The organism is Clostridium sp. AM34-9AC, from assembly GCF_003480225.1.
Classification (GTDB): Bacteria; Bacillota; Clostridia; order Lachnospirales; family Lachnospiraceae; genus Acetatifactor; species Acetatifactor acetigignens.
This window is the reverse complement of record NZ_QUIU01000011.1, coordinates 76,156-99,130: the sequence shown is the minus strand read 5'-3', so window position 1 is coordinate 99,130 and position 22,975 is coordinate 76,156. Positions and strand designations below refer to the sequence as shown.

At 49.8% G+C, this 22,975-nt stretch carries 19 protein-coding genes and 1 pseudogene; 2 read left to right on the top strand and 18 right to left on the bottom strand.

The genetic code is table 11. The features are described from left to right. Positions 1-4 precede the first annotated feature (4 nt). The 6 genes from atpD to DW835_RS08495 all read right to left on the bottom strand — a co-directional run bounded on the left by atpD (position 5) and on the right by DW835_RS08495 (position 6,150). Complete coding sequence (atpD, locus tag DW835_RS08520) at positions 5-1,417, bottom strand: F0F1 ATP synthase subunit beta (RefSeq protein ID WP_118504611.1); 1,413 nt, start codon at positions 1,415-1,417, stop codon at positions 5-7. Further along, a complete protein-coding gene (gene atpG, locus DW835_RS08515; RefSeq protein WP_118504613.1) occupies positions 1,414-2,343 on the bottom strand; it encodes an ATP synthase F1 subunit gamma in 930 nt (309 codons plus the stop codon). The genes atpD and atpG overlap by 4 nt, the downstream gene beginning before the upstream one ends. Before the next feature lie 111 nt (positions 2,344-2,454). After that, on the bottom strand, positions 2,455-4,479 hold the full coding sequence (gene atpA / locus DW835_RS08510) for a F0F1 ATP synthase subunit alpha (RefSeq protein ID WP_347559366.1): 2,025 nt from the start codon (positions 4,477-4,479) through the stop codon (positions 2,455-2,457). Continuing rightward, positions 4,463-4,951, bottom strand: coding sequence for an ATP synthase F0 subunit B (locus tag DW835_RS08505; RefSeq protein WP_022312934.1), 489 nt, complete (start codon positions 4,949-4,951; stop codon positions 4,463-4,465). Before DW835_RS08505 ends, atpA begins: the two co-directional genes overlap by 17 nt. Positions 4,952-5,137: 186 nt before the next feature. Further along, positions 5,138-5,353, bottom strand: a complete 216-nt coding sequence (atpE, locus tag DW835_RS08500) for an ATP synthase F0 subunit C (RefSeq protein ID WP_022154739.1) — start codon at positions 5,351-5,353, stop codon at positions 5,138-5,140. 86 nt (positions 5,354-5,439) lie between these two features. After that, positions 5,440-6,150: a F0F1 ATP synthase subunit A gene (locus DW835_RS08495; RefSeq protein ID WP_022312933.1), complete on the bottom strand. Its 711-nt coding sequence runs from the start codon at positions 6,148-6,150 to the stop codon at positions 5,440-5,442. Between the two features lie 175 nt (positions 6,151-6,325). On the opposite strand from DW835_RS08495, the gene DW835_RS18405 reads away from it, so the two are divergent. Further along, entirely contained in the window at positions 6,326-6,949 is a 624-nt protein-coding gene (locus DW835_RS18405) for a gamma-glutamyl-gamma-aminobutyrate hydrolase family protein (protein ID WP_118730978.1), read from the top strand. A 214-nt stretch (positions 6,950-7,163) separates the two neighbouring features. On the opposite strand, the pseudogene DW835_RS18400 reads toward DW835_RS18405, so the two are convergent. Next, a pseudogene (locus DW835_RS18400) lies at positions 7,164-7,823 on the bottom strand (Mbeg1-like protein); the annotation flags it as partial. A gap of 732 nt (positions 7,824-8,555) precedes the next feature. Between DW835_RS18400 and DW835_RS08480 the strand changes: the two are divergent. Next, positions 8,556-9,077: a TetR/AcrR family transcriptional regulator gene (locus tag DW835_RS08480; RefSeq protein WP_117465813.1), complete on the top strand. Its 522-nt coding sequence runs from the start codon at positions 8,556-8,558 to the stop codon at positions 9,075-9,077. A 74-nt stretch (positions 9,078-9,151) separates the two neighbouring features. On the opposite strand, the gene DW835_RS08475 is transcribed toward DW835_RS08480, so the two are convergent. The 11 genes from DW835_RS08475 to DW835_RS08425 form a co-directional block, all read right to left on the bottom strand. After that, complete coding sequence (locus DW835_RS08475) at positions 9,152-10,498, bottom strand: citrate/2-methylcitrate synthase (protein WP_118539108.1); 1,347 nt, start codon at positions 10,496-10,498, stop codon at positions 9,152-9,154. Between the two features lie 175 nt (positions 10,499-10,673). After that, positions 10,674-12,053, bottom strand: a complete 1,380-nt coding sequence (locus DW835_RS08470; protein WP_347559365.1) for a glycosyltransferase — start codon at positions 12,051-12,053, stop codon at positions 10,674-10,676. 28 nt (positions 12,054-12,081) lie between these two features. After that, the gene (locus DW835_RS08465) at positions 12,082-13,212 is read right to left on the bottom strand and encodes a DUF362 domain-containing protein (protein WP_117465810.1); all 1,131 of its coding nucleotides are present in this window, start codon (positions 13,210-13,212) and stop codon (positions 12,082-12,084) included. A 230-nt stretch (positions 13,213-13,442) separates the two neighbouring features. Beyond that, entirely contained in the window at positions 13,443-14,894 is a 1,452-nt protein-coding gene (locus DW835_RS08460) for a cobyrinate a,c-diamide synthase (RefSeq protein WP_118730976.1), read from the bottom strand. After that, positions 14,891-17,140: a precorrin-6A reductase gene (cobK, locus tag DW835_RS08455; RefSeq protein ID WP_118730975.1), complete on the bottom strand. Its 2,250-nt coding sequence runs from the start codon at positions 17,138-17,140 to the stop codon at positions 14,891-14,893. Before cobK ends, DW835_RS08460 begins: the two co-directional genes overlap by 4 nt. Continuing rightward, a complete protein-coding gene (gene cobJ, locus DW835_RS08450; RefSeq protein ID WP_118730974.1) occupies positions 17,137-17,889 on the bottom strand; it encodes a precorrin-3B C(17)-methyltransferase in 753 nt (250 codons plus the stop codon). Before cobJ ends, cobK begins: the two co-directional genes overlap by 4 nt. A 140-nt stretch (positions 17,890-18,029) precedes the next feature. After that, complete coding sequence (locus DW835_RS08445) at positions 18,030-19,184, bottom strand: cobalamin biosynthesis protein (protein WP_118730973.1); 1,155 nt, start codon at positions 19,182-19,184, stop codon at positions 18,030-18,032. Next, on the bottom strand, positions 19,174-19,977 hold the full coding sequence (cobM, locus tag DW835_RS08440) for a precorrin-4 C(11)-methyltransferase (RefSeq protein WP_118730972.1): 804 nt from the start codon (positions 19,975-19,977) through the stop codon (positions 19,174-19,176). Before cobM ends, DW835_RS08445 begins: the two co-directional genes overlap by 11 nt. Further along, positions 19,935-21,110 carry a cobalt-precorrin-5B (C(1))-methyltransferase CbiD gene (cbiD, locus tag DW835_RS08435; RefSeq protein WP_118730971.1) on the bottom strand — a complete coding sequence of 392 codons (1,176 nt, stop codon included), beginning with the start codon at positions 21,108-21,110 and terminating at the stop codon, positions 19,935-19,937. Before cbiD ends, cobM begins: the two co-directional genes overlap by 43 nt. Positions 21,111-21,149: 39 nt before the next feature. After that, positions 21,150-21,818: a precorrin-8X methylmutase gene (locus tag DW835_RS08430; RefSeq protein WP_118730970.1), complete on the bottom strand. Its 669-nt coding sequence runs from the start codon at positions 21,816-21,818 to the stop codon at positions 21,150-21,152. Positions 21,819-21,891: 73 nt separating this feature from the next. After that, complete coding sequence (locus DW835_RS08425; protein WP_118730969.1) at positions 21,892-22,962, bottom strand: histidinol-phosphate transaminase; 1,071 nt, start codon at positions 22,960-22,962, stop codon at positions 21,892-21,894. Between the last annotated feature and the right edge of the window lie 13 nt (positions 22,963-22,975).

Sequence of the window (22,975 nt, the reverse complement as noted above, 5' to 3'; positions counted from 1 at the left end):
TTCCTTACTGTGCCATGAGCTTCTTGGCCTTCTCCACTGCCTCGTCAATGGTTCCTACATTGAAGAATGCAGCCTCGGGATACTCATCCATCTCTCCGTCGATGATCGCACGGAATCCGCGGATGGTCTCCTTCACAGGCACATACTTACCGGGTACACCGGTGAAGTTCTCTGCCACATGGAAGGGCTGGGACAGGAAACGCTGAATCTTACGGGCACGGTATACGGTGACCTTATCCTCATCGGACAGCTCCTCCATACCCAGGATGGCGATGATATCCTGCAGTTCCTTGTACTTCTGCAGCATTGCCTGCACCTGGCGTGCGGTTTCATAATGCTCCTTACCTACCACATCCTCTTCCAGAATACGGGAAGTGGATTCCAGAGGATCCACTGCGGGGTAAATACCCTGCTCCACGATCTTACGGGACAGAACGGTGGTGGCATCCAGATGGGCGAATGTAGTTGCGGGTGCAGGGTCTGTCAGGTCATCCGCAGGCACATAGACAGCCTGTACGGAAGTAACACTACCCTTATTCGTAGAAGCAATACGCTCCTGCAATTCACCGACTTCGGTAGCCAGAGTGGGCTGATATCCTACTGCGGAAGGCATACGGCCTAACAATGCGGATACCTCACTACCTGCCTGTACAAAACGGAAAATGTTATCAATGAACAGCAGCACGTTCTGGTGCTCTTCATCACGGAAGTACTCTGCCATGGTCAGTCCGGTCTCGGCTACACGCATACGTGCTCCGGGGGGCTCGTTCATCTGACCGAAGACTAGCGCAGTCTTCTCCAGAACTCCAGACTCCTTCATCTCACTCCACAGATCGTTACCCTCACGGGAACGCTCTCCGACACCAGTGAAAATAGAATATCCACCGTGCTCGGTAGCAATATTACGAATCAGCTCCTGAATCAGCACGGTCTTACCTACACCGGCACCGCCGAACAGACCAATCTTACCACCTTTTGCATAGGGAGCCAGCAGATCGATAACCTTGATACCGGTCTCCAGCATCTCTACTACAGGACTCTGCTCTTCGAAGGAAGGTGGATCTCTGTGGATAACCCAATGTTCCTCTCCTTCCAGGGATTCTCCACCGTCGATGGTCTCTCCCAATACGTTGAACAATCTGCCCAGTGTCTTATTACCTACCGGCACCTGAATTCCTTTTCCGGTAGCAATGACATCCATATCCTTGCAAAGTCCTTCACTGGCACCCAGCATGATGCAGCGAACGGTATTGTTGCCAATATGCTGTGCCACTTCCATGACCAGACGCTTGCCTTCACTGTATACTTCCAGGGCATCCTTGATAAAAGGAAGATCATTGTTCTCGAACTCTACGTCTACAACAGGTCCCATGACCTGGACGATCTTACCATGATTTTTTTCCTTTACGTTATTCAATTGTTCAGGACCTCCTTTCTTGCCTTTTTCTTCTTTTTCTGAGCCTTGGCACCAGCAATGACCTCAGTGATCTCCTGTGTGATCATGGCCTGACGTACCCGGTTGTACTGAATGGACAGATCATGGATCATGGCGGAAGCATTCTTATTTGCTGCCTCCATGGCCATCATTCTGGCATTCTGCTCACTGCAGAACGATTCTACCAGTGCACCGTAGACATATCCCATGACGAAATCCGGGACAATGTTGTTTAGCACTGCCTTGGGAGACGGTGTCATGACTAACGGTTCCTGATACATACTCAGATCCTGTCCGTCTTTGGTAATAAAACGTTCTTTTATGATAGGTAACAGACGCATCATATGTGGTTCCGTCGTCACGCTGTTTACCATATTGGTATAAATAATATATACCTCATCCAGCTGTTCTTCTTCGAACTGCTCCAGAATCGTCTCCGTAATGATACGGGCACGATGCAGGGTCGGATTCTGCGCGGTGTAATGGAACTGCTCCGCCACCTCGATTCCGCGGTGTCCGAAATACTGACGTCCCAGTTCACCGACAACGAACAGTTTGTACTTTCCGGTCTTCCCGGCTTTCCGCATCTGCTCTTCTGCCATTTTCAGTACGTTATGGTTGTAGGCTCCGGCCAGGCCTTTATCCGCGGTGACTACTACCAGTCCCGTGGTCTTCTCCTCAGCCGGTTTGTCCTTACGTTCATCGAAATATTTATTATCGATCTCCGGTAAGTGACGGACGATTCTGCTGACCATCGTCTGCAGAGTATAGAAGTAAGGCTCTGTCTCTTCCAGATTCTTCTTAGCTTTCCGAAGCTTTGTGGAAGAGATCATATACATGGCATTGGTGATCTTCATGGTATCCTGAATGCTTTTCATACGACTTTGTATTTCTCTCGTATTTGCCATGTTAACCTCCTGTTATTTGTAACTATTCAGAGCCAATGAGCGAAGTAACCACATAAGCAAAAGTAAAGCCCTGAAAGAGCGGTTTTGCGAATGGGGTTCTGAATAGTTACATTATTTCTGTAAAAATTCCTTTTTAAATTCTGTTGCAGCATCACAGATCTGCTTGTTCAGCTCGTCATCCAGAGCCTTGGTGGTCTCTAACTGACGAACGATGTCGCTGTGCTGTTCCTTCATGTAGTCTAAGTACTTCATCTGGAAATCCTTTACCTGATTTACAGGCACATCCAGCATCACTCTGCCGTTGGCTGCACACAGGGTCATAACCTGCTCTGCCATGCTCAAAGGTCTGCACAGAGGCTGCTTCAACAGTTCCATCAGTACATGTCCGTGCTGTAACTGTTCCTTTGTGGCATTATCCAGATCAGATGCGAACTGGGTGAACACTTCCATCTCACGGAACTGTGCCAGGTCGATACGGATACTTCCGGCTGCTTTCTTCATTGCCTTGGTCTGTGCAGCACCGCCGACACGGGATACGGACAGACCGACATTGACTGCAGGTCTCATGCCGGAGAAAAACAGATCACTCTCCAGGAAGATCTGACCATCGGTAATGGAGATAACGTTGGTCGGAATGTATGCGGATACATCGCCTGCCTGGGTCTCAATGATCGGCAGTGCGGTGATGGAGCCGCCACCCTTATCTGCACTCAGTCTTGCGGAACGCTCCAGCAGTCTGGAATGCAGATAGAATACATCTCCGGGATATGCCTCACGTCCGGGAGAACGTTCCAGCAGCAGGGACAGTGCACGATAAGCTACCGCATGCTTGGACAGATCATCGTATACGATGAGGACATCCTTGCCCTGATACATAAAGTACTCAGCCAGTGCGGTACCGGAATAAGGTGCGATGTACTGCAGAGGTGCAGGATCGCTGGCGGTTGCGGATACGATAATGGTGTAATCCATGGCATCGTTCTTTTTCAGGGTTCCTACCAGTTTTGCAATGGTGGATGCCTTCTGGCCGATAGCCACATAGATACATACCACATCCTTGCCCTTCTGGTTCAAAATTGCATCGATGGCAATGGAAGTCTTACCGGTCTGACGGTCACCGATGATCAGCTCACGCTGTCCACGACCGATGGGGAACATGGAATCGATAGCCAGAATACCAGTCTCCATAGGCACGCCTACGGACTGTCTGTCCACGATGGAAGGTGCCGGCTGCTCGATGGGACGATAGCCTTCTTCCTTAATAGGACCTGCACCGTCAATGGGTGCTCCCAGAGCATCCACGATTCTGCCTTTGAATCCGTCACCTACAGGAATACCGGCTCTCTTACCGGTACGAACGACTCTGGTGCCTTCGCGGATCTCGGTATCATGACCGAACAGGATACATCCGATCTCATCTCTGCGGACATCCTGTACCATACCTTTGACACCGGAATCAAAGATAACGATCTCGCCGTACTCTGCATGGTCGATACCATTGACGTTGGCGATACCGTCACCTACCCAGCTGACAGAACCGATCTCATTTTCCTGTGCCTGTAAGTTGAAATCCTCGATCTCACCTTTCAGAATGGAAATGATGCCCTGCTCACTGGCGGTCTTTCCTACCTGGGAAAGCTTGTCTGCGAACTGCTTCATACGTCCATTGGTACTCCAGTCATAGACCTCGTTACCGGCACGGATGATGAAACCGCCGCCAAGAGAAGGATCTTCTTTGGTCTCAAAGACCATATCCTCTCTGTTGTATTTCTTCTGAATAAAATTACGGATATTCTGCAGCTGCTCATCGGTGGGCGCTGTCACATAGGACAGGGTTACAACGAACTCTTCCTTTTTCTCGGGAGAGACTTCTCTGTATGCGGTGCAGATATCATCCCACAGATAGACGTCTCCGTTGTCACACAGGACTTTCAGAAAATCTCTGATCTGTAAGGGGAATACTTTTTCTATTACATTATGCTTGGCAGACAGCGACACAGCAGGGGATTCGAAATCCAGCTTCACCTGCGGTACGGCTTTGAAGATATCGCCTGTCTGACCTACAATGTCTCCGGGGATATTCAGTTCACGCAATCTTTTTGCGTATTCTAAAGCTGTACTAATCAATCTTTTCACCTGTCTTTGCTATAAATTGGTTGTAAAGTTCTCTGTCTGAATCTGCGTTCTGCTTGGCAGCTACCAGTTTTGCAGTAGCTTCCACTACCAGGCCGGCGATCTGTTCCTGTGCCTGCTCGATGCGCTTCTGCTCTTCCAGTGTAGCATTCTTACTGGCATTGTCCATGATCTTTTTCGCTTCTGTCTGGGCATCTGCCACGATGCGGTCATATTCGTTGCTGGCCTTGCCTCTTGCCTCGTTCAGAATGCTTTCTTTTTCTGCCTGAACACCGCTTAAGGATGCCTCGTACTGGCCTTTCAGTTCATTGGCACTGTCCTGTGCAGCTTTTGCATCTGCATATTGCTTATCGATCTCTGCCTGTCTTGCATCCAGGATCTTGTGGATGGGCTTGATCAGGAAGATCTTCACAATGGCAAAGATGATCAACAGATTCAGGATGGTCCATACAATATTAATATCTAATCTCAGCATGTGCTTTCATCCTTTCTTACGTTTCGCTTTCTAATTTCCTTATAACTATCCGAAACTTCCATTCGCAAAACGCTCTTTCTGAGCTTTCTTTTTGCTCATGGAGTTTTAGTCGTCGTAAATCGTCACAAAACAGCTTACAAATACAGGCATTTGACGCTTGTCTGTGACGTTTCCGGCTTCGGATAGTTATGCCATGAACAGAATGATCAGGATACCGATAACGAATCCGTAAATAGCGGTTGCCTCTGCCAGCGCACCACCTAACAGTAAGATCTTGGTAATCTTGCTCTCTGCTTCCGGCTGTCTTGCGACTGCCTCTGCTGCTTTACTTGTTGCGATACCAATACCGATACCTGCTCCGATACATGCCAGTGCTGCAATACCTGCTCCAATAGCTATCATAATTCTTTTCCTCCGTTTTTGTGTGAATTAGTGTTTCATAACTATTCATAATCGCATTCGCAAAATAGCTCTGAATAGTTATCCAGTTACTCAATGGCTTCCTTAATGTACATGGATGTCAGGAATACAAATACATATGCCTGAATCAATCCATCAAAAATATCAAAGTAAAAGCTGAAGGGTACCGGCAATGCTACCGGAACCAGAAGCTTCAACAGCTCCATGATAACGAATGCTCCCAAAACGTTACCAAACAATCGCATACACAGGGACAGGGGCTTGATGAACACCTCCAGGATATTGATAGGTGTTACGATCGCGATGGGTTCGGTAAAGCTCTTGATCCATCCGCCCACACCTTTTTTGCGGATACCTGCGGCTTCCACCAGAACGATACTCATCAGGGCCAGTGCCGCCGTTACGTTCAGATCCTTGGTAGGGGGCTTCATACCGAACAATCCAATGATATTGGATATGCCCAGATACAACAGTACGCTAACCAGATACGGTACATACCGTTTGCCTTCTTCTCCAATCATTCCCGTAACAATGCCTTCCAGCTTTGTCACGATCGTCTCTGCCACCAGCTGTCGTCTGCTGACATTGTGTACTTTGAGGTTGCTTGTAAGGATAATCGACAAGATCAGAATGACTGCCATGACCACCCAGGTGATAACGACCGATTCCGCAATGTCCAGCTGTACTCCACCGATCAGGGGTAGACCTGCCGGAAGCTTAATGGAAAAAGCCGTGTCACAATTCAGTTCCTTGAGCAGTTCTGATGCCAATTCCTCCATAATACCACTTCCTTTCCGTGAACATCCTTGAAAGAGCTTTCACTCCCTCACGGTCGTTGCTATTTTACTCCTATTTATTGAAAAACGTAAGATACATTTTTGCTAATTTGTTCCATGCAAAAATGAAAAGTTATGGCATATATTAACTATAAAAAATGAGGTATCAGAAAATCATATGACAAAATTAGTCATTTTGGGACGCAAATCCCAGACGGGCAATTATGAGACGTTTTTTTCGAAACTTCCCGCCAGAACCGTAACCACACTGGTCCCCGGGGAAGTCACCTCCTGTGATGCCCTGATTCTGCCGGGCGGCGGAGATATCACTCCGGCTTTCTTCGGAGAAAAAAACAAAGGTTCCCGTACTGTTGACACCGAACTGGACATCCTGCAATTTCAGGCCCTTGACACAGCCATTGCCGCCAGGATCCCCGTAATCGGGATCTGCAAGGGCATGCAGGTCATCAATGTTGCCTTCGGTGGCACTATTTTGCAGGATATGTCGGAAGATTTCCTGCACAGTATCCCTTCCGGTGATGCATTCCATACGTCCATTATGACGGAAGATTCCCGTCTTTTCAAGTATTTTCCTGTCGAAATGCACGTCAACAGCGCCCACCATCAGAGGATCGACCGCTTAGGTCAGCATCTGAAGATCATTCAGCGCTGCCCCGATGACGGCTGCCCCGAAGCCTTGGAGCATGACGAGCTGCCGATCCTTGGGCTGCAGTGGCATCCGGAGCGTCTTCCGGAACAGGCCGGTGAGCCTCTGCTTTCTCTTCTTTCTTCTTATTTCTGAATCTGCGCCCGGGCTTTTTCGCCGGGGCCAGCTCCTCTCTGACCTTGACTTTGGCGATTTCGAACAGGGAGCGGATGATTCCCCGCAGCATCTCCGCGGTCTGGTCGTCCACTTCCTTCAGTGCAGTAACCACCGCATTCATACTCTTTTTCCAGTCAGCGGTAAACGTGATCAGATCATCCGCCTGGGATGCGGAGATGACCTGATAGAGTGTTTCCACGAAGGTGCGGACCTGTTCTTCATTTAAGGACAGTATCCATTCGTTCAGTGCTTCATTCATGATCTTCTGGCTCTCATAAATGTCACCCACATCCACGAAATGGTCCTCCTCCACCAGCCAGGAAAAAGGATCGTGCTGCAAAAGCCCATGGCTGTTGCTCTCCACCACGCGGTAATGAATATCCCGCTCGAAAATCATACCGATCATGGAAGAATGTGGCAACAGCTTCACCACCTTGCCTTCGATGGCATTATAGTGACACTCCTTCAGCATTTCCGGCCGGAATCCAGGCCCATCCAGACTGTAGATCTTCTGGATCCGTTTCTGCACAAAAGGGGCGCATTTCATGGCACTGTAGACTGCCAGATTGCCGCCCTTGGAATGCCCTCCGATATAAAAGGGCTGGTGCAGCCATCCGGTGACCATATTTACATATTTTACACTGTACTCCTGCCCCGGCACCGGTGACAGAAATGCCATGTTGAAATCTTCCTTCCAGCCTACGATAGTCTCATCCGTTCCCCGGAATGCCAGAAACAGGGTTCCGTCATCCAGAATAAAAGTGATGGCGGAGAACTGGGTCTCCCATTCCTTTTCCACCAGATTGATATAGCAGTTCAGCTTCATATCCCGGAAACGTCTGCCGCTTAACATTCCTTCGAACAGCGCCCGGTTCTCCTTCTCAAAACGGACATCCCCGAACAGTTTGTCCACGTCCGGACGCTCTGCAATCTCCCGCAGGGTCACGGAAGGGCCATTGTGCCGCACATCGCTGACCATCCCGTCGAATTTCAGATAAGAGAGCTGGCACAATGCCAGACTGTCCACATCATTCAGAGGTTTTTCCCGAAAAGAAATGTCTCCGTATTTTTGCAAATATTCTATTACCGTTCCTGCCATATGCCGCTCCTTTCCGTAAGGAACTTTCCTTGCGTATTTCGCCGGATTGTGTTACGTTCTATATAATGATGCCAGGGTCAAAAGGTCTAAGCCCACATGAGCTTGCTCATAGGTGGGTGAAAGACCTTAGGACCCGCCCCGATATGAGCATAAAAGTGGGATGATAATCCCACGATATGCGAATATTGGGTAGGATTGTAGGAGTGCGTAGCACGGAACAATCCGTAGGCATCAAAGTCGGGGGCTTTTGACCCCGACATCATATAATTATATGGTAACTATTCAGAGCCATGCAAATCATGTCAACATGTACGTCGAATGCTTGCATTCGTAAGAACATTTGATATGATTTATATAGCGAAGTAACCACAATGAGCAGAGAACAGGCCGGCCTGTTCTCCAAGGAAGCCTCATAGAGGCGATTTTGCGAATGTAGGTCTGAATCGTTACATTATTAGGTAGAAATCATAAAGAAGGTGATCCGTCATGTCCACAAAGAATTCCAACTTTTTTTCCAGAGATTGTATGGTACAGGCTCTGATCCAGCTGCTGAAGACCAAATCCCTGTCCAATATTACAATTACCGAGCTGACCGAGCGTGCCGGTGTCTCCCGCATGACCTATTATCGCAATTACCATTCTCTGGATGATATCTTCAGCAGTTATCTGAAGGATCTGGTAGAATCCTACCGTCAGGATGTTGCGACATGGCCGGACAAGGGCAATTACAATGACTCCCGCAATATGCTGCATTGTTATGAATATTTCAATCATTACAAAGAATTCATTGCCTGTCTGGTGCAGACCGGTCTGGGGCACCTGCTGTTACAGGCACTGGACGGCTACATTCTGGATACCTATTATACCGAAGACAAGGGGCAGGATTTTTATTACACGCTCCGAGCCTTCTCCGGTTCCCTCTACAATATTTATGTCACCTGGATTCTGGAGGATTCCAAAGAATCCGCTGAAGAGATCGTATCCATTATCCGCAAGATCTATTCATAGGTTCCCCGATCTGTTCTCCATAGTAATTCAGCAAAGGACTGCGCAAAATACGCAGTCCTTTATTATTTGATAATTTATCTCTGATCCAAAGGAACATATTCCAGTTCCTGCATTACGCTCTTGTAAGCGGGACGAATGATCTTATCCATATTGATCAGCTCTTCGATACGATGTGCACTCCATCCTACGATTCTGGCAATGGCGAAGATCGGGGTATACAGTTCCAGAGGAATCTCCAACATGCTGTATACGAAACCGCTGTAGAAATCCACGTTGGCGCTGACACCCTTGTAGATCCGGGATTTCTGGGAAATGACCTCCGGTGCGATCCGCTCGATCATGGAATACAGGGCGAAATCCTTGTCTCTGCCCTTGGCTACCGCCAGTTTTTCCACGAAGCTCTTGAATACCTGGGCTCTGGGGTCAGACAGGGAGTAGACTGCATGCCCCATACCATAGATCAGTCCCTTGCCGTCGAAGGCTTCTTTGCTCAGAATCTTGTTCAGATATGCTCTTACCGCATCCTCATCTGTCCAGTCGGACACATGTGCTTCGATATCCCGCATCATCTCTACGACTTTGATATTGGCACCACCATGTTTGGGTCCCTTCAGGGAGGAAAGTGCTGCCGCAATGACAGAATAAGTATCGGATCCGGAAGAAGTCACGACTCTGGTGGTAAAGGTGGAGTTGTTACCACCGCCATGCTCCATATGCAGCACCAGTGCGGTGTCCAGTACCCTCGCCTCCAGTTCGGTGTATTGTTTGTCCGGGCGAAGCATCATCAGCAGATTCTCTGCGGTGGAAAGCTTCTTCTGGGGACGGTGTATGTACATACTCTCATCGTTGGAATAGTGATTATATGCATGGTAGCCGTAGACTGCCAGCATGGGGAACACAGCAATCAGTCCCAGGCACTGTCTTAATACATTTTCAATGGAAGTGTCGCTGCAGTTTTTATCATAGGAAGCCAGTGTCAGAACGCTCCTGGTCAGTGAATTCATAATATCACTGCTGGGGGCTTTCATAATGACGTCTCTGGTGAAGTTGGTCGGCAGAGTTCTGCTGGACGCAAGAATATCGTTAAAATGTTTCAGTTCCTCACGGTTCGGCAGCTTACCGAACAGAAGTAAATAAGCCACTTCCTCGAATCCGAAATGATCACCCCGGAAGCCGTTGACCAGCTCGATGCAGTCATAGCCGCGATACCACAGCTTACCTTCACAGGGAACTTTTTTGCCGTCTTCCATTTTGAAGGATTCGATCCGTGAAATATTGGTAAGGCCTGCGACTACGCCGTTACCGTTCTTGTCACGCAGTCCCCTCTGTACGCCGTATTCGTCGAACATCTGGGGTTCCAATCTATCTGCCGCTCTGCACAATCCGGCATGTTCCAACATATACTCTTCGTTTTTCTTCATCCAAATACCTTCCTTTCCCTCACATTTTTATATACTTATTTATCATAACTTTTTGGAAGGGGCGATGTCAATTAACAAAATATAAAATATTCCGATCCATGTAAATATCACCCAATATACGTCGAATGCTCGCATTCGTAAGAATATTGAGTGATATTTATAGGGCGAAGGAATATTATCCCAGAATCCTCTTTGTATTTTCTTTTATTTTCTCCGACAGATCTGCGTATTTTATCAGTTCTTCCTCGGTAAATCCCGCAAATCTCGCCTCATCATAATCCCGCTGTGCCAGTGCCAGTTCCTTCATGACCGCTTCCGCAGTGGGAAGGATCGTCACTGTGACCTTGGTTTTACGGTCTTTGCGCCTTGTCTCCGGCTTTTCCGCTTTTCCCTGTACTTCTCCGGCTGCCTTGCTTTTTCTGGAAGGCTTGGGTTCCTTCACTTCCTCTATTTTCAAGAAGCCCTTCATGGTCAGGCGTTGCAAGCCGCTGGTCAGGTTCGTGCGGGAGATTCCGGCGAAATCCGCCAGTTCCCGTCTGCTGTCCCACTCGTGCTTTTCACACAGGCACAGAAGCAACCGCACATCCGCTACCTTCAGATCTCCTTTTAATGCCACCGGCTCCAGATAATGTTCCAGAAGCTTCCGCTTACGGTAAGCATCCCCCGCCGGTCCCTCGGCCTGCAGGATCTCGGTGTTGACAAAGACTCTCTCGTCTCCCAGCTTCTTGGATCCGGGCAGGATGGAAGGCGGCACGGTTCCGTCTCCTGCCGCATCAATGAAGAAACGATATACCTGCAAACGGTTCTTCTCGTAGTCCTCTTCTTCCAGCACATGCTTGTAAAAGTTATTGTAATACTCAAAGACATTCAACTTCATCTTTACCGTCTTGGAGATGCTGATTCCCTGACTGGCAAGTGAGCCTTTGCGCTTCACATAATAATAGATTGGGGCATGCAGGGCATAGAATACTTTCGCGTAACGGATATATTCCAGATTGAACAGAAAATCCTCACACCAGTTGATATTCGTATCCATCCGCAGACTGTGCTCCTCCACCAGATCCCTGCGGTACAGTTTGTTCCACAACACACCATAGTAAAAGTCTGCCGGATTCTCCATCATATGTGCCGCGAACTCCTCCTGGGTGAGCACACCCTCCTCTTCAATGTCTCCCTTGGGGGACAGACGCTCTCCCACCACGCGGTAAAAGTCTGAAATGACCATATCGCAGCCATACTCTTCCGCCGCCCGCACGAACAGTCTTGTGGCATCCGGCGTGATCCAGTCGTCGCTGTCTAAGAATTGCAGATATTTTCCCCGTGCACGATCCAATGCCAGATTTCTGCTGTCGGAGACTCCGGTGTTTTCCTTCTGGATCACAATGACTCTTGTGTCCTTGTTGCCGTATTCCTCGCAGATGTCACCGGAGGAATCCGTACTGCCGTCGTTTACCAGAAACAATTCAAAATCCGTGTATTCCTGATTCAAAATGCTGTCAACACAGCGTCGTAAATATTGCTCCGCATTGTATACCGGAACAATGATGCTTACCATGGGACGCATGAGCCCATCCTTTCTGAAATTACTTCATAACAATAAGTTCGTACGCCCTGTTGCCGATGCCAATCTTCTCCGCATGCTCCAGACAGGTCTTGTACTCCGCATTGGGAGTGGTATTTTCAAAATGATCATGGTGATCACAAAAGCCCTCTTTTGCCATGGCATCCGTCAGCTGGCTGTTCGGCAGCGGTGTCTGCTTCAGGCAGGCATCCACACAGGCCTGATCCAGCGCCAGAGGATCGAAGGAGGCGAACATACCGATATTGGGCAGGATGGGTACATCATTCTCCCGGTGGCAGTCACAGTTCGGAGACACATCCACCACCAGAGAAATATGGAAGTTCGGTCTGCCGTCCACGACCGCCTTCGCATACTCTGCCATACGGCAGTTGAAATCCTTTGTTGCCGCATCGTAACCGCTATGGATTGCATCGAAGTTACAGGCACCGATACAGCGTCCACAGCCCAGGCATTTGTTATGATCAATATGCATCTTATGGGTAGTCTCGTCGTATACCAGTCCATCATTGGCACATTCTCTCATGCATCGTTTGCAGCCACGGCACAAATTCTCATTGATCTCCGGTTTGCCCTGAGCGTGCTGTTCCATTTTGCCGGCTCTGGATCCGCAGCCCATACCGATATTTTTGATAGCACCGCCGAAGCCCGCCGTTTCATGCCCCTTGAAATGATTCAGGGAAATAAACACATCCGCATCCATAATGGCCCGGCCGATCTTAGCATTTTTCACATATTCGCCGCCCTCTACCGGCACCTCAATGTCATCCGTTCCCTTCAGACCATCACCAATGATCACAGGACACCCAACCGTCAACGGTGTGAAACCATTCTCCCAGGCACAGTACATATGCTCGATGGCATTCTTACGGCTGCCGGGATACAGGGTATTACAGTCCGTCAGGAAAGGAATTCCTCCCAGTTCCTTCACCACATCTGCTACCGCCTTGGCATAATTGGGACGTAAATATCCCAGATTGCCCAGCTCACCGAAGTGCATCTTGATGGCAACAAACTTGTGATCCATATCCATATCCTGAATCCCCGCCGCCTTCATCAGGCGCTTTAACTTACTGGGAAGTCCCTCTCCCAGACGGGTTCTGAAATCTGTAAAATATACCTTTGATTTTTCCATAACTTTATCCTCCGTACCTAAAAAGATATTACGATTATAACACATTTTTTTGTTTTTGAGAATTTTTCTGCAAAAAAGGACGAACCCAACTCTCGCCAGCCGGTTTCGTCCTTTCAACGTATTTCATCCGAAATACTTCCCCATTTCTTTGTACACCGTACATCGATGTACGATGCAAGTGTTTTTTTATTTTTCTTGCACAATTTTTGCAGATACCGCCAAATATCCTGCTATTTAAAACGATTTTTGTACTGCGCAGCCTTTTCCACAAATTGCTCTGCGAACTCGGGGCAGGAAGGATAATAAAGGTGGGGGAAACCATACCAGTGGTTCTCACCGACATGGATGCAGGGATAGTTTCTTCCGATGGTTGGTTTAGTTGCGGTACAGTCTACGCCGTTATCTTCACTGTCATAGTAGTGAAATTCATGTGCCCGGATGCGGCTGCCCCGGGGCAGAAAATATTCACTGTTCTCTTCCAGTTCGATATATCCGAAGCGCACCAGGCTTCCGGTATCGAAGCATTTTTCAGGCAGCACTCCTGCCATAAGGAAGGAATGTCCTTCTCTGTCTGTCAGAGACGTATGCAGGTATAAAAAGCCTCCGCACTCCGCTACGGTGGGGAGGCCACCTATGACTGCTGCCCGGATGGCCTTGCGCATGGCATTGTTCTCACTCAGCTGTCCGGCATATAATTCCGGATAACCGCCGCCCAACAGCATCCCATGGATATTTTCCGGCAACGCCTTGTCATGCAATGGAGAAAAATACACCAGTTCCGCTCCGGTCTGTTCCAGCAGGCGCAGATTCTCTTCATAATAAAAGCAAAAGGCTTCATCCCGGGCTACAGCGATCCTCGGACACTTTACCCTATCGTTTTCCACAGAATCCGGATCTTGCTCTTCTGCCGTTTCTTCACTGCGTTCCTTCTTTTTGGTTTGGGAGGTTCTCTCTATTCTCTCAGCTCCCAGCGGTTCCGCCTCTTCTGCAATCTGCAACAGCTTCGAAATGTCTACGCTCTCCCTTAGTTTTGCCGCCGTGACCCGGATCTTTCCCTGCAGATCTTCCAGTTCTCCCGGCAGGCACAGGCCAAGATGTCTGCTGGCGATCTGTAAGTCCTTATTTTCCGGGAAATATCCCAGCACCGCAATACCAAGTTCCTCTTCCACCAGTGGCTTCAGAATCTCATAGTAAACTGCTGACATACGGTTGAAGATCACTCCCCGGATCAGATGTTCTTTATCATAAGCCAGAAATCCGGTGATCAGAGGAAGCACCGATTTTCCCATGCCTTTTGCATCCACCACCAGTATGATGGGGGTCTGCGTCACCTTTGCCAGATGATAGGAGGAGCCTTCCTCTCTTATTCCGCCCAGCCCGTCATAGAGTCCCATAACACCTTCCATGACCACAAGCTCGTCTTCCCTGCGATCTCTCAGAAACAGGCTTCTCGTGCCGTCCTCTCCGGTGAAAAAAGTGTCCAGATTTCTGGCAGAAATCCCCAGCACCTGTCTGTGGAACATGGGATCGATATAATCCGGGCCGCATTTACAGGAAGAGATATCCTCTCCGTTTTCCTTAAAAATCTGCAATAATCCACACGTGATCATAGTCTTGCCGCTGCCGCTTTTCGGGGCGGCGATCATGATGCGTCGTATCTTTTTTTCCTGTGCTCCGATCATCTCTGCACTTCTCCATTTTTCCTGTTTCCGTTTTCTTCTTCGGTCAGCAACGCTTTCTTCACTTTGTTCATAGAGCCTGTTTCTCCCTCCCTGAACGTAAATGAGCAGATCCACACCGGATTCTCCGCCTGCGGCAGATGATAGCTTCCCAGCTTCTTCACCCGGTTTACCTGCATCTGCAGGATTTCCTCGTCCTCCACAGGAAACGCTTCCAATACTTCCTGAAGCTCCGCAATCGTCTCCATGCTGATGGCATTGATCACAATGCGCATATGAGGATTTTTCCGATACAAGGTCTGTAAAATATCCATTAATCTGCCTCCACTGCCGCCGATAAAAGCATGGGTGGGCACAGGCAGTTCTTCCAGTCCCTCCGGTGCCAGTGCTTCGATGATCTCCATATTGTCCATATGGAAATGCTCTCGGTTCTTCCGAAGCAGTTCCACCGCCTCCGGTTTTCTCTCAACGGCATAGACATGCACCGTTTCCGACAATCCGGCGATTTCCACCGCCACGGATCCGGTGCCGCTGCCGATATCATAGACTACGGCTCCATCTGTCAGGTGCAGCTTGCAAACACTGACTTCCCGGACTTCTTCCTTGGTCATAGGAGTTCTGCGAAGTTTTCCCTCCGTCCCGGAAGCATCCCGTAGGAAACAGGTGTCCGCTCTGCCGTGGGTCAGGAGTTCCGGCTGTGGATGAGGATTGCGGATCAGGCAGGTATACAGACCCTCTTCGGTGACCTCCACACACTGCTCCGGCATCAGGATCCGTATATTTTCTTCCGGATAGGACAATTGATATCCCACGATCACTTCACAATCTGTCAGTCCCGTCTCCGTAAGCATCCGTCCGATCTTACGGATATCCTCACTTCCCGAGGTCAACAGGAAAGTCTTCTCATGACTCACCACAGTTGTCGGAAGATGGTTCAGCTTCTTGCCGTGCATGCTTATAATGGCGGCATCCTCATAGCTTTCTCCCACCCGGGCCGCCAGAGAAACCACCGATGAAATTCCCGGCAGGATCCTCACACTGCCTCTCAGTTGTCCTGCTGCAATCGCTTCCTGTAATTTCACATACAATTTTCTGCATCCGCTGTAGAATCCGGTATCTCCGGAAAACAGAACCGCTACCCGAAGTGTCTCCTGCTGTGCCAGTTCCTCGCTTTCCTGTAATTTTTCCAAATAGGGCAGGATCTGGGCAGCCATATAGTAGGGCTTTTTTTCTATTCTGGCAGAATAGTCTGCAATCATGCGCTCCGCCCCCAGCAGGATATCCGCAGTTTCGATTGTCTGCTGCACTTCTTTTGTCATGCAGTCTCTGCTGCCCATACCGATCCCGGCAAGGCAGATTTCCAGACTTCCCTGCTGCGAAATCTTACAATCACAGAGTTGTCCCAGTTTTCCACAGATTCCTGCAAACGAATACGAGTCTGTCCCCGGAATATTCCCGGCAGCATCCGATGTCTTCTGCGCAGGCTCAATCACATACACCGGGATTCCCAGCATTTTCGCTGCTTCCAGCTTCTCCTGGCAGCCTCCGGCCCGGCCGCTGTTTTTCGTGACCATATGGCGGATGTCGTACTGCCTTAGGATGGCAGCGTTCATCTCTGTGGAAAAAGGCCCCTGCAATGCCAGGATCTGCCGGCCTTTGATTCCCTGCTCCATGCACTGTTCCAGACTCTCTCTTCCCGGAAGGATCCGCACATGCAGGCGGTCTTTCAATCTGCCGGAAGCGCAATACACCGCCAGTTCCTTGCTTCCCGTGGTCAGCAGAATATTGCCCTCTGTATTCTCCAAAGCTTTCGCACAATCTGCATTGTTTTCAAAATATTGGACATTTGTAACAATGCCATCTGCTTCTGTAATCCCGTCGATTTTCCGTTCCAGACGCAGGTAAATGGGAAAATGTGCATCTTTTTCCAAAGATTTCAGTGTATCCACAGCTCCCCGCAGATTCTCCGTAACGACCCTGGCGTAAGGGTGGGTGGCATCCACTACAATCTCATAGCCTTCGTCATGCAGAAACTTCTGCATCTGCTCCCGGTCCATTCTGCCGCAGTGAAGGTTTACAATGGGCTGCCCGGCTGTCTGCATCGCTTTTGTGCTTTCCGTCTGTTCCCGCATTACGATTTCACCGTATTCCGTTGCCACGCATACCGTATGTGCGATTCCGGCATCAGCCAGAATCTCCGACAATCTCCGTCCTTCTGTGGTTCCCGCAAATATTACAAGCTTTTTCACTCTGCCTTTTCTCCCTTTTCTGCCTGGTAGCCTCTTCTGGTAATCAGCTTGTCCCCCAGGATCTCCGTCTCCGAATTGCCAATAAATACAGTGGTGAACATATTGACTTCCCGGTCCCTTAATTCCCGCAGCGTACAGGTCACCGCCCGGGTACCTTCTCTTCCAATATTTTCCACATAGCCACAGGGACGCTTCCCTTCTATGGTTTCCAGTAAAATATCACAGGCTCTCTGCAGATAATCTTTTCGTCTATGGCTGGAAGGATTGTAGATGGCCATGGCAAAATCTCCCACTGCTGCCGCCTGCAGTCTCTTTTCAATCTTCTCCCATGGAGTCATCAGATCACTCAGGCTGATAACGCAGAAATCATGATTTAAAGGTGCTCCCAGTACCGCCGCACCGCTGCTGGCCGCCGTGATGCCGGGAATCACAAGCAGTTCCGTCTCCGGGTGCTTTGCCCCCAGCTCGTACATCAGGGATGCCAGACCGTAGATGCCTGCATCGCCGCTGCAGATCAGTGCCACCTGATTTCCTGCTTCCGCCTCCCGGAAGCATAGCTCACAGCGCTCCGTCTCCTGCCGCATGGAAGTGGTCAGCAGCTTTTTCCCTGCAAAACGTTCTCCCAATAATTTGACATATACGGTATAACCCACAATCACATCTGCCTGCTCCAGCGCAGCGATGGCTTCTCCGGTCATCATTTCTTCCCTGCCGGGACCCATTCCTATGATATAGATTCTGTTACTCATCTGATTTTCCTCTTTCCATCATTTGCAAGCCCTCCGGATCCTCTCATGCTTCCATCACTTGTAGGTATTGTCCCAAGGATGCCTAGCTACATGAAAAAATCTTTGTTTTTTCTGACTGTCCTTCCGATTGGTCTTTACGATTACATCGATACTTTCCATGCTTTCTCGGCAATTGCCACGGTCATGCCATCCTGTGCCTGCTTAGCTCTGCAGATTCTTCCATCTGCCCCCGCCGCCTTCATGGCGGCACGTTCACACACATTGTCCACACCCACCTGTGACTTTACAAAATCGGAGCCATGAAATGTTCCGTACACCGTCTGTAATTTCTGTGCCGGATAGGTCTGAAACGGGATTCTGTACTTTTCGCTGAATTCCAGCAGACACCGTTCCTCTTTCTTTACATCAATGGAAGCCAGTGCTGCGACCTGTTCTATGGCAATGTCCTGTTCTTCCAGTATTTTTCTTAAAAAGGCTTCCAGCTTCACACTGTCCGTTCCTTTTTTACAACCCGCACCCAGAATATATTTCTTCGGCTTCAACAACAGTTCTGCTGCCTCTTTTCGAAATATTTCTTCCGTGCTGTCCGCTATTAGGACATCCACCTTTTCCACCGGAGGATATGCACACAGCCTGATCTCTGACGGAATAGTCTCGTCCACTGCCAGATGCCCTGTCTGTACGGACATGGTAATTTTCTCGCCTGCCAGTATTTTTGCCGACACCCGGGCAATCCCCTCCCGGTTGTGGATCCACAGATCATTTCTTTTGGCAAACAAATCCACCGCAAAGCTGCCATGCAGGTCTGTGGCTGTCGTGATCACAGGGACGGCTCCCAGTTCTCCGGCCAGACGGACCGCCAGTTCATTGGCTCCGCCCACATGCCCGGACAACAGCGGGATCACATACTGCCCCTGTTCATCCATGACCAGTACCGGGCTGTCATGCAGCTTGTCCGTGATCCAGGGGGCAATAGCCCGGACCGCAATACCGCAGGCACCGACGAACACCAGCGCATGATGGGCAGCCATCTGCTCACCGGCCCAGGCTGACACACTCTCCTGTACCGCTATTGTATTCCCGGTATTATCTGTCGGTACGTTACTGTCTTTGTTCGGAATCACCCCGAATGTCTGCGTTGTAACGTCCCCACTGTTTTCCGCTGTCTGCACTGTCTCTTTTCGGGAGTATTTGCTATATAGAATAATCGTCTCGTCTCCACCGCACATGCTCTTCAGAATCCGTTCCGCCATCTTCTGTCCTGTTTTCGTAAAGCTGATCACACTAATCTTCACGCTGCTCCTCCCGGTTTTCCTCTGTCTGCCGGACACTGCTTTTTGCCTGACGGAATTCTGTGGAAAAATCCGCCGCATACAGCCTCGACTTCTGATAATTTCCATGGGTGATAACATCCCCCACCAGTACCAGCGCTGTCTTAATGATGCCGTGTTCTTCCGCTACCTGTGCCAGTGTCTCCACCGTACAGATATAAGCCTCTTCCTCCGGCCAGGTTGCCTTGTAGATCAGGGCTGCGGGGGTGTTCTCCGCATAACCGCCCGCCATCAGTCTGCGGCTCAGTTCCCTCAGCATTCCCGTGCTTAAATAGATCGCCATGGAAGCCTGATGGGCTGCCAGACTTTCGATGCTCTCCTTCTGCGGCACTCCGGTCCGTCCTTCCATACGGGTGATGATCAGGGTCTGGGAGACACCGGGCAGGGTATATTCCACATTTAACGATGCCGCTGCGCCGAAGCAGGCACTGACTCCCGGACAACTCTCATAAGGGATATGTAATGCATCCAGTGCATCCATCTGCTCCCGCACCGCACCATAGATGCTTGGTTCTCCGGTGTGCAGACGCACCAGCATCTTCCCCTGTTCCTGTGCCTCCTGCATAATCTGCAGCACTTCCTCCAGGGTCAGTTTTGCGCTGTTATGGATTTCACAGTCTGTTTTGGCATATTGTAACAGCTCCGGGTTCACCAGTGATCCCGCATAGATGATGACATCCGCCTGTTGCAGCATGTGCATGCCCCGCACTGTGATCAGATCTGCTGCCCCGCTTCCTGCGCCAACAAAGTAAACCATTCCTCCGCCTCCTTACTTTTCGCCAATGCTCCGAAATCATTGGCATACATGATACATTCGATCGCAAGCTTTCCCTGCGCCCGCTTCTCCAGATAAAATAAAATACGCTCCATGGCATAATCCATGACTTCCTGTCTCCTGCCGCACTCGTCCAGAATCCGCACAGCTTCCTCTGTTGTGACACAGGACAGGAGTCTGGCAGCATCCACTGCCGCTACGCCGCATTTTACGGCAAAGGCGGTCAACAGCTCCATCCTGCAGTCGCCCTCCCGGGAATGGGTATTCATGATACCGCCCGCCACCTTGATGAGTTTCCCGATATGTCCTGCAAGAAGCAGACGCTTAAATCCCTCTTCCACCGCCATATCGATCGTCAGACCGATAAAGTTACTGCATTTTACACTTTTATCCAGATCATAGTGATAGGTGTTTTTCAAAAAATCCAGTCCGTAATTGCCGGGAGAGATCACCACGTCTTCTCTCCCCAGTGCCCGCTGCTGCCGCAGTTCCACGCGGATCGTATCCAGAATAGCCTGTGTGCTCATAGGCTCCACGACACCGCTGGTGCCCAGAATAGAAATACCGCCCACGATGCCAAGCCTTGGATTAAATGTCTTCTCTGCCAACTTTTCACCTTCCGGCACAGAGATCTCCACCGACAGGATTCCACGATAATCCAGCACCTGGCACACCTGTAATACTTCCCGTTCGATCATTTCTCTGGGGACGTGATTGATAGCTGCATTTCCCACGGGCTGATCCAGTCCCGGCTTCGTCACCCGGCCGACACCGATGCCGCCGTCGATCACGACCTGTGCCTGTTCAGGTGCATGTCCGGTTCCATTCTTCCTACCGGGTTCTTCTCTGGCTTTCCTATCCGTTATTTCCGCAAAAGAAACCTTCGCACAGATCAGCGCCCCTGTGGTAATATCGGGGTCATCCCCGCCATCCTTTTCCACGGCGCAGCTGACCTCCTGCTCCTCGCGGCAGATGTTGCGGATCTGGGCTGTGTAAGGGATACCTTTGGGTGTCTCTATGGTGATTTCTGTTTTCTCCCTTCCGGTCAGCAGCATATAGGCGGCCGCCTTGGCCGCTGCCGCTGCGCAGCTTCCTGTGGTAAATCCGTACCGCATGTCTTCTACCTCACTGTTACTATATCATGATCCGTCGTGTCAATCGCCGGGCGTAACGTTTTCCTGTTCTTTTCGCAATTCATACAACAAAGCATTGCAGATGGCCGCTGCCACGTTGCTGCCGCCTTTTCTTCCACGATTGATGATATAGGGCACATCCGTCTCCATAATCAGCTCCTTGGCAGCTTCCACATTCACGAAACCCACAGGGACCCCGATAACGAATGCCGGGCGCCAGTCCCTTTCCTGCATCAGCTCATAGATCTGTATCAACGCTGTAGGCGCATTTCCAACAGCGAAGATCACTGGTTTTTCCAGCTTCGAAGCCAATTCCATGCTGATGGCCGCCCGGGTGGTCTTCCGTTCCTTCGCCATAGCCGCCACATCCGCATCCGCCATATGGCAGTGGGCTTCCCCGCCAAAAGAAGCCAAAACCTTCTTATTGATCCCGGCCAGTGCCATATTGGTATCCGTCACAATATCCGCACCGTTTTTTATCAGGTTTTTAGCGATCTCCACCGCGTTTTCGGAATAGGTCATCGTCTCCGCATAATCAAAATCTGCGCTGGTATGGATCACCCTGCGGGTGACAGGATCCTGCTCCGCAGGCAAAGTGATGCCCCGCTCTGCCAGTTCTGCGGCAATAATTTCAAAGCTTCGCTTCTCGATTTCTTCCGGCAATACATATTCAATGCTCTTTTTTTCCATAAGTTACCTTCCCCCGAAATTCATTTTCCGTCTTCCGGCTGCTCCTATTTACTGCTTTGCAAAGAAAACGAGCTCATTCAGCAGTAATCTGCGCAAGTTCCTGTAACAGCACTTTATTCTCTTCATGTTTCTTCACCGCGATCCGATAATAGCCCTCACCCAGTCCCCGGAAATTCTCACAGTTCCGAATCAGGATACCTTTTGCAAGCAGGCTGTCATAGATGGGCTGTGTGGTATACAGCAACAGGAAATCCACTTCTCCGGACACCACCCGGATGCCAAGCTTTTCCAGTCCTTCCCACAAATATTCTCTCTCGTTTTTCACATATTCCACTGTGTCTTGCAGATATTGCTCTGACTGCTCTGCGCAGGCGATGCCCGCTCTCTGGGCAAACACCGACAGGTTCCATTCCGGTAGCTGCCTGCGTATTTTCTCCCGAAGTTCTGCGTTGCTGCATACCAGATAGCCCAGACGCACCCCTGGCATAGCAAAGCTTTTCGTAAAGGCCCGTGCCAGCAGCAGATTTTCATACTGTCCGATCTCCCCAAGCAGAAACTTTGGCTGTTCCCGGCCGGACTCGCAGAACTCTATAAAACATTCATCCACTACTACGGTGATTCCCTGCTGCCTGCAATGCTCTAACAGTTCCTGCAGATATTCTCTGCCCATCAGCTGCCCCGTGGGATTGTTGGGATTCGCTACAAACAGCATATCTGTATCCGCTGTCAGCTCCTGTAACAGCTCCCGCCCCGGACGGAATCCGGTCTCTTCCGGCAGATATACATATTTTATATGGCTGCCTGCTGCTTCCGCCACATACTCGTATCCGTAAAAGGATGGCACGGGAATCACAATATTCCGGGGCTTAAGTGCATGCACAACCGCCAGAAAAAGTTCTGATGCCCCGTTGCCAAACAGCAGATACTCCTTTGGGATTTCTCTGCCACATTCTCCGGATAACATCCGGCTCACGGCTTCCGTCAGGGCCGCCGCAGTAATATCCGGATATTCTCCCACATGCTGCACTGCTTCATGAATCGCCTGCACCGCCGCATCCGGCATCCCTAAAGGATTGCCGTTTACCGAAAAATCCAGCCGTATCTGTCTGCTGTAAATATCACCGCCATGTATGTTCTGCTGCATTTTCCTTCCTTTC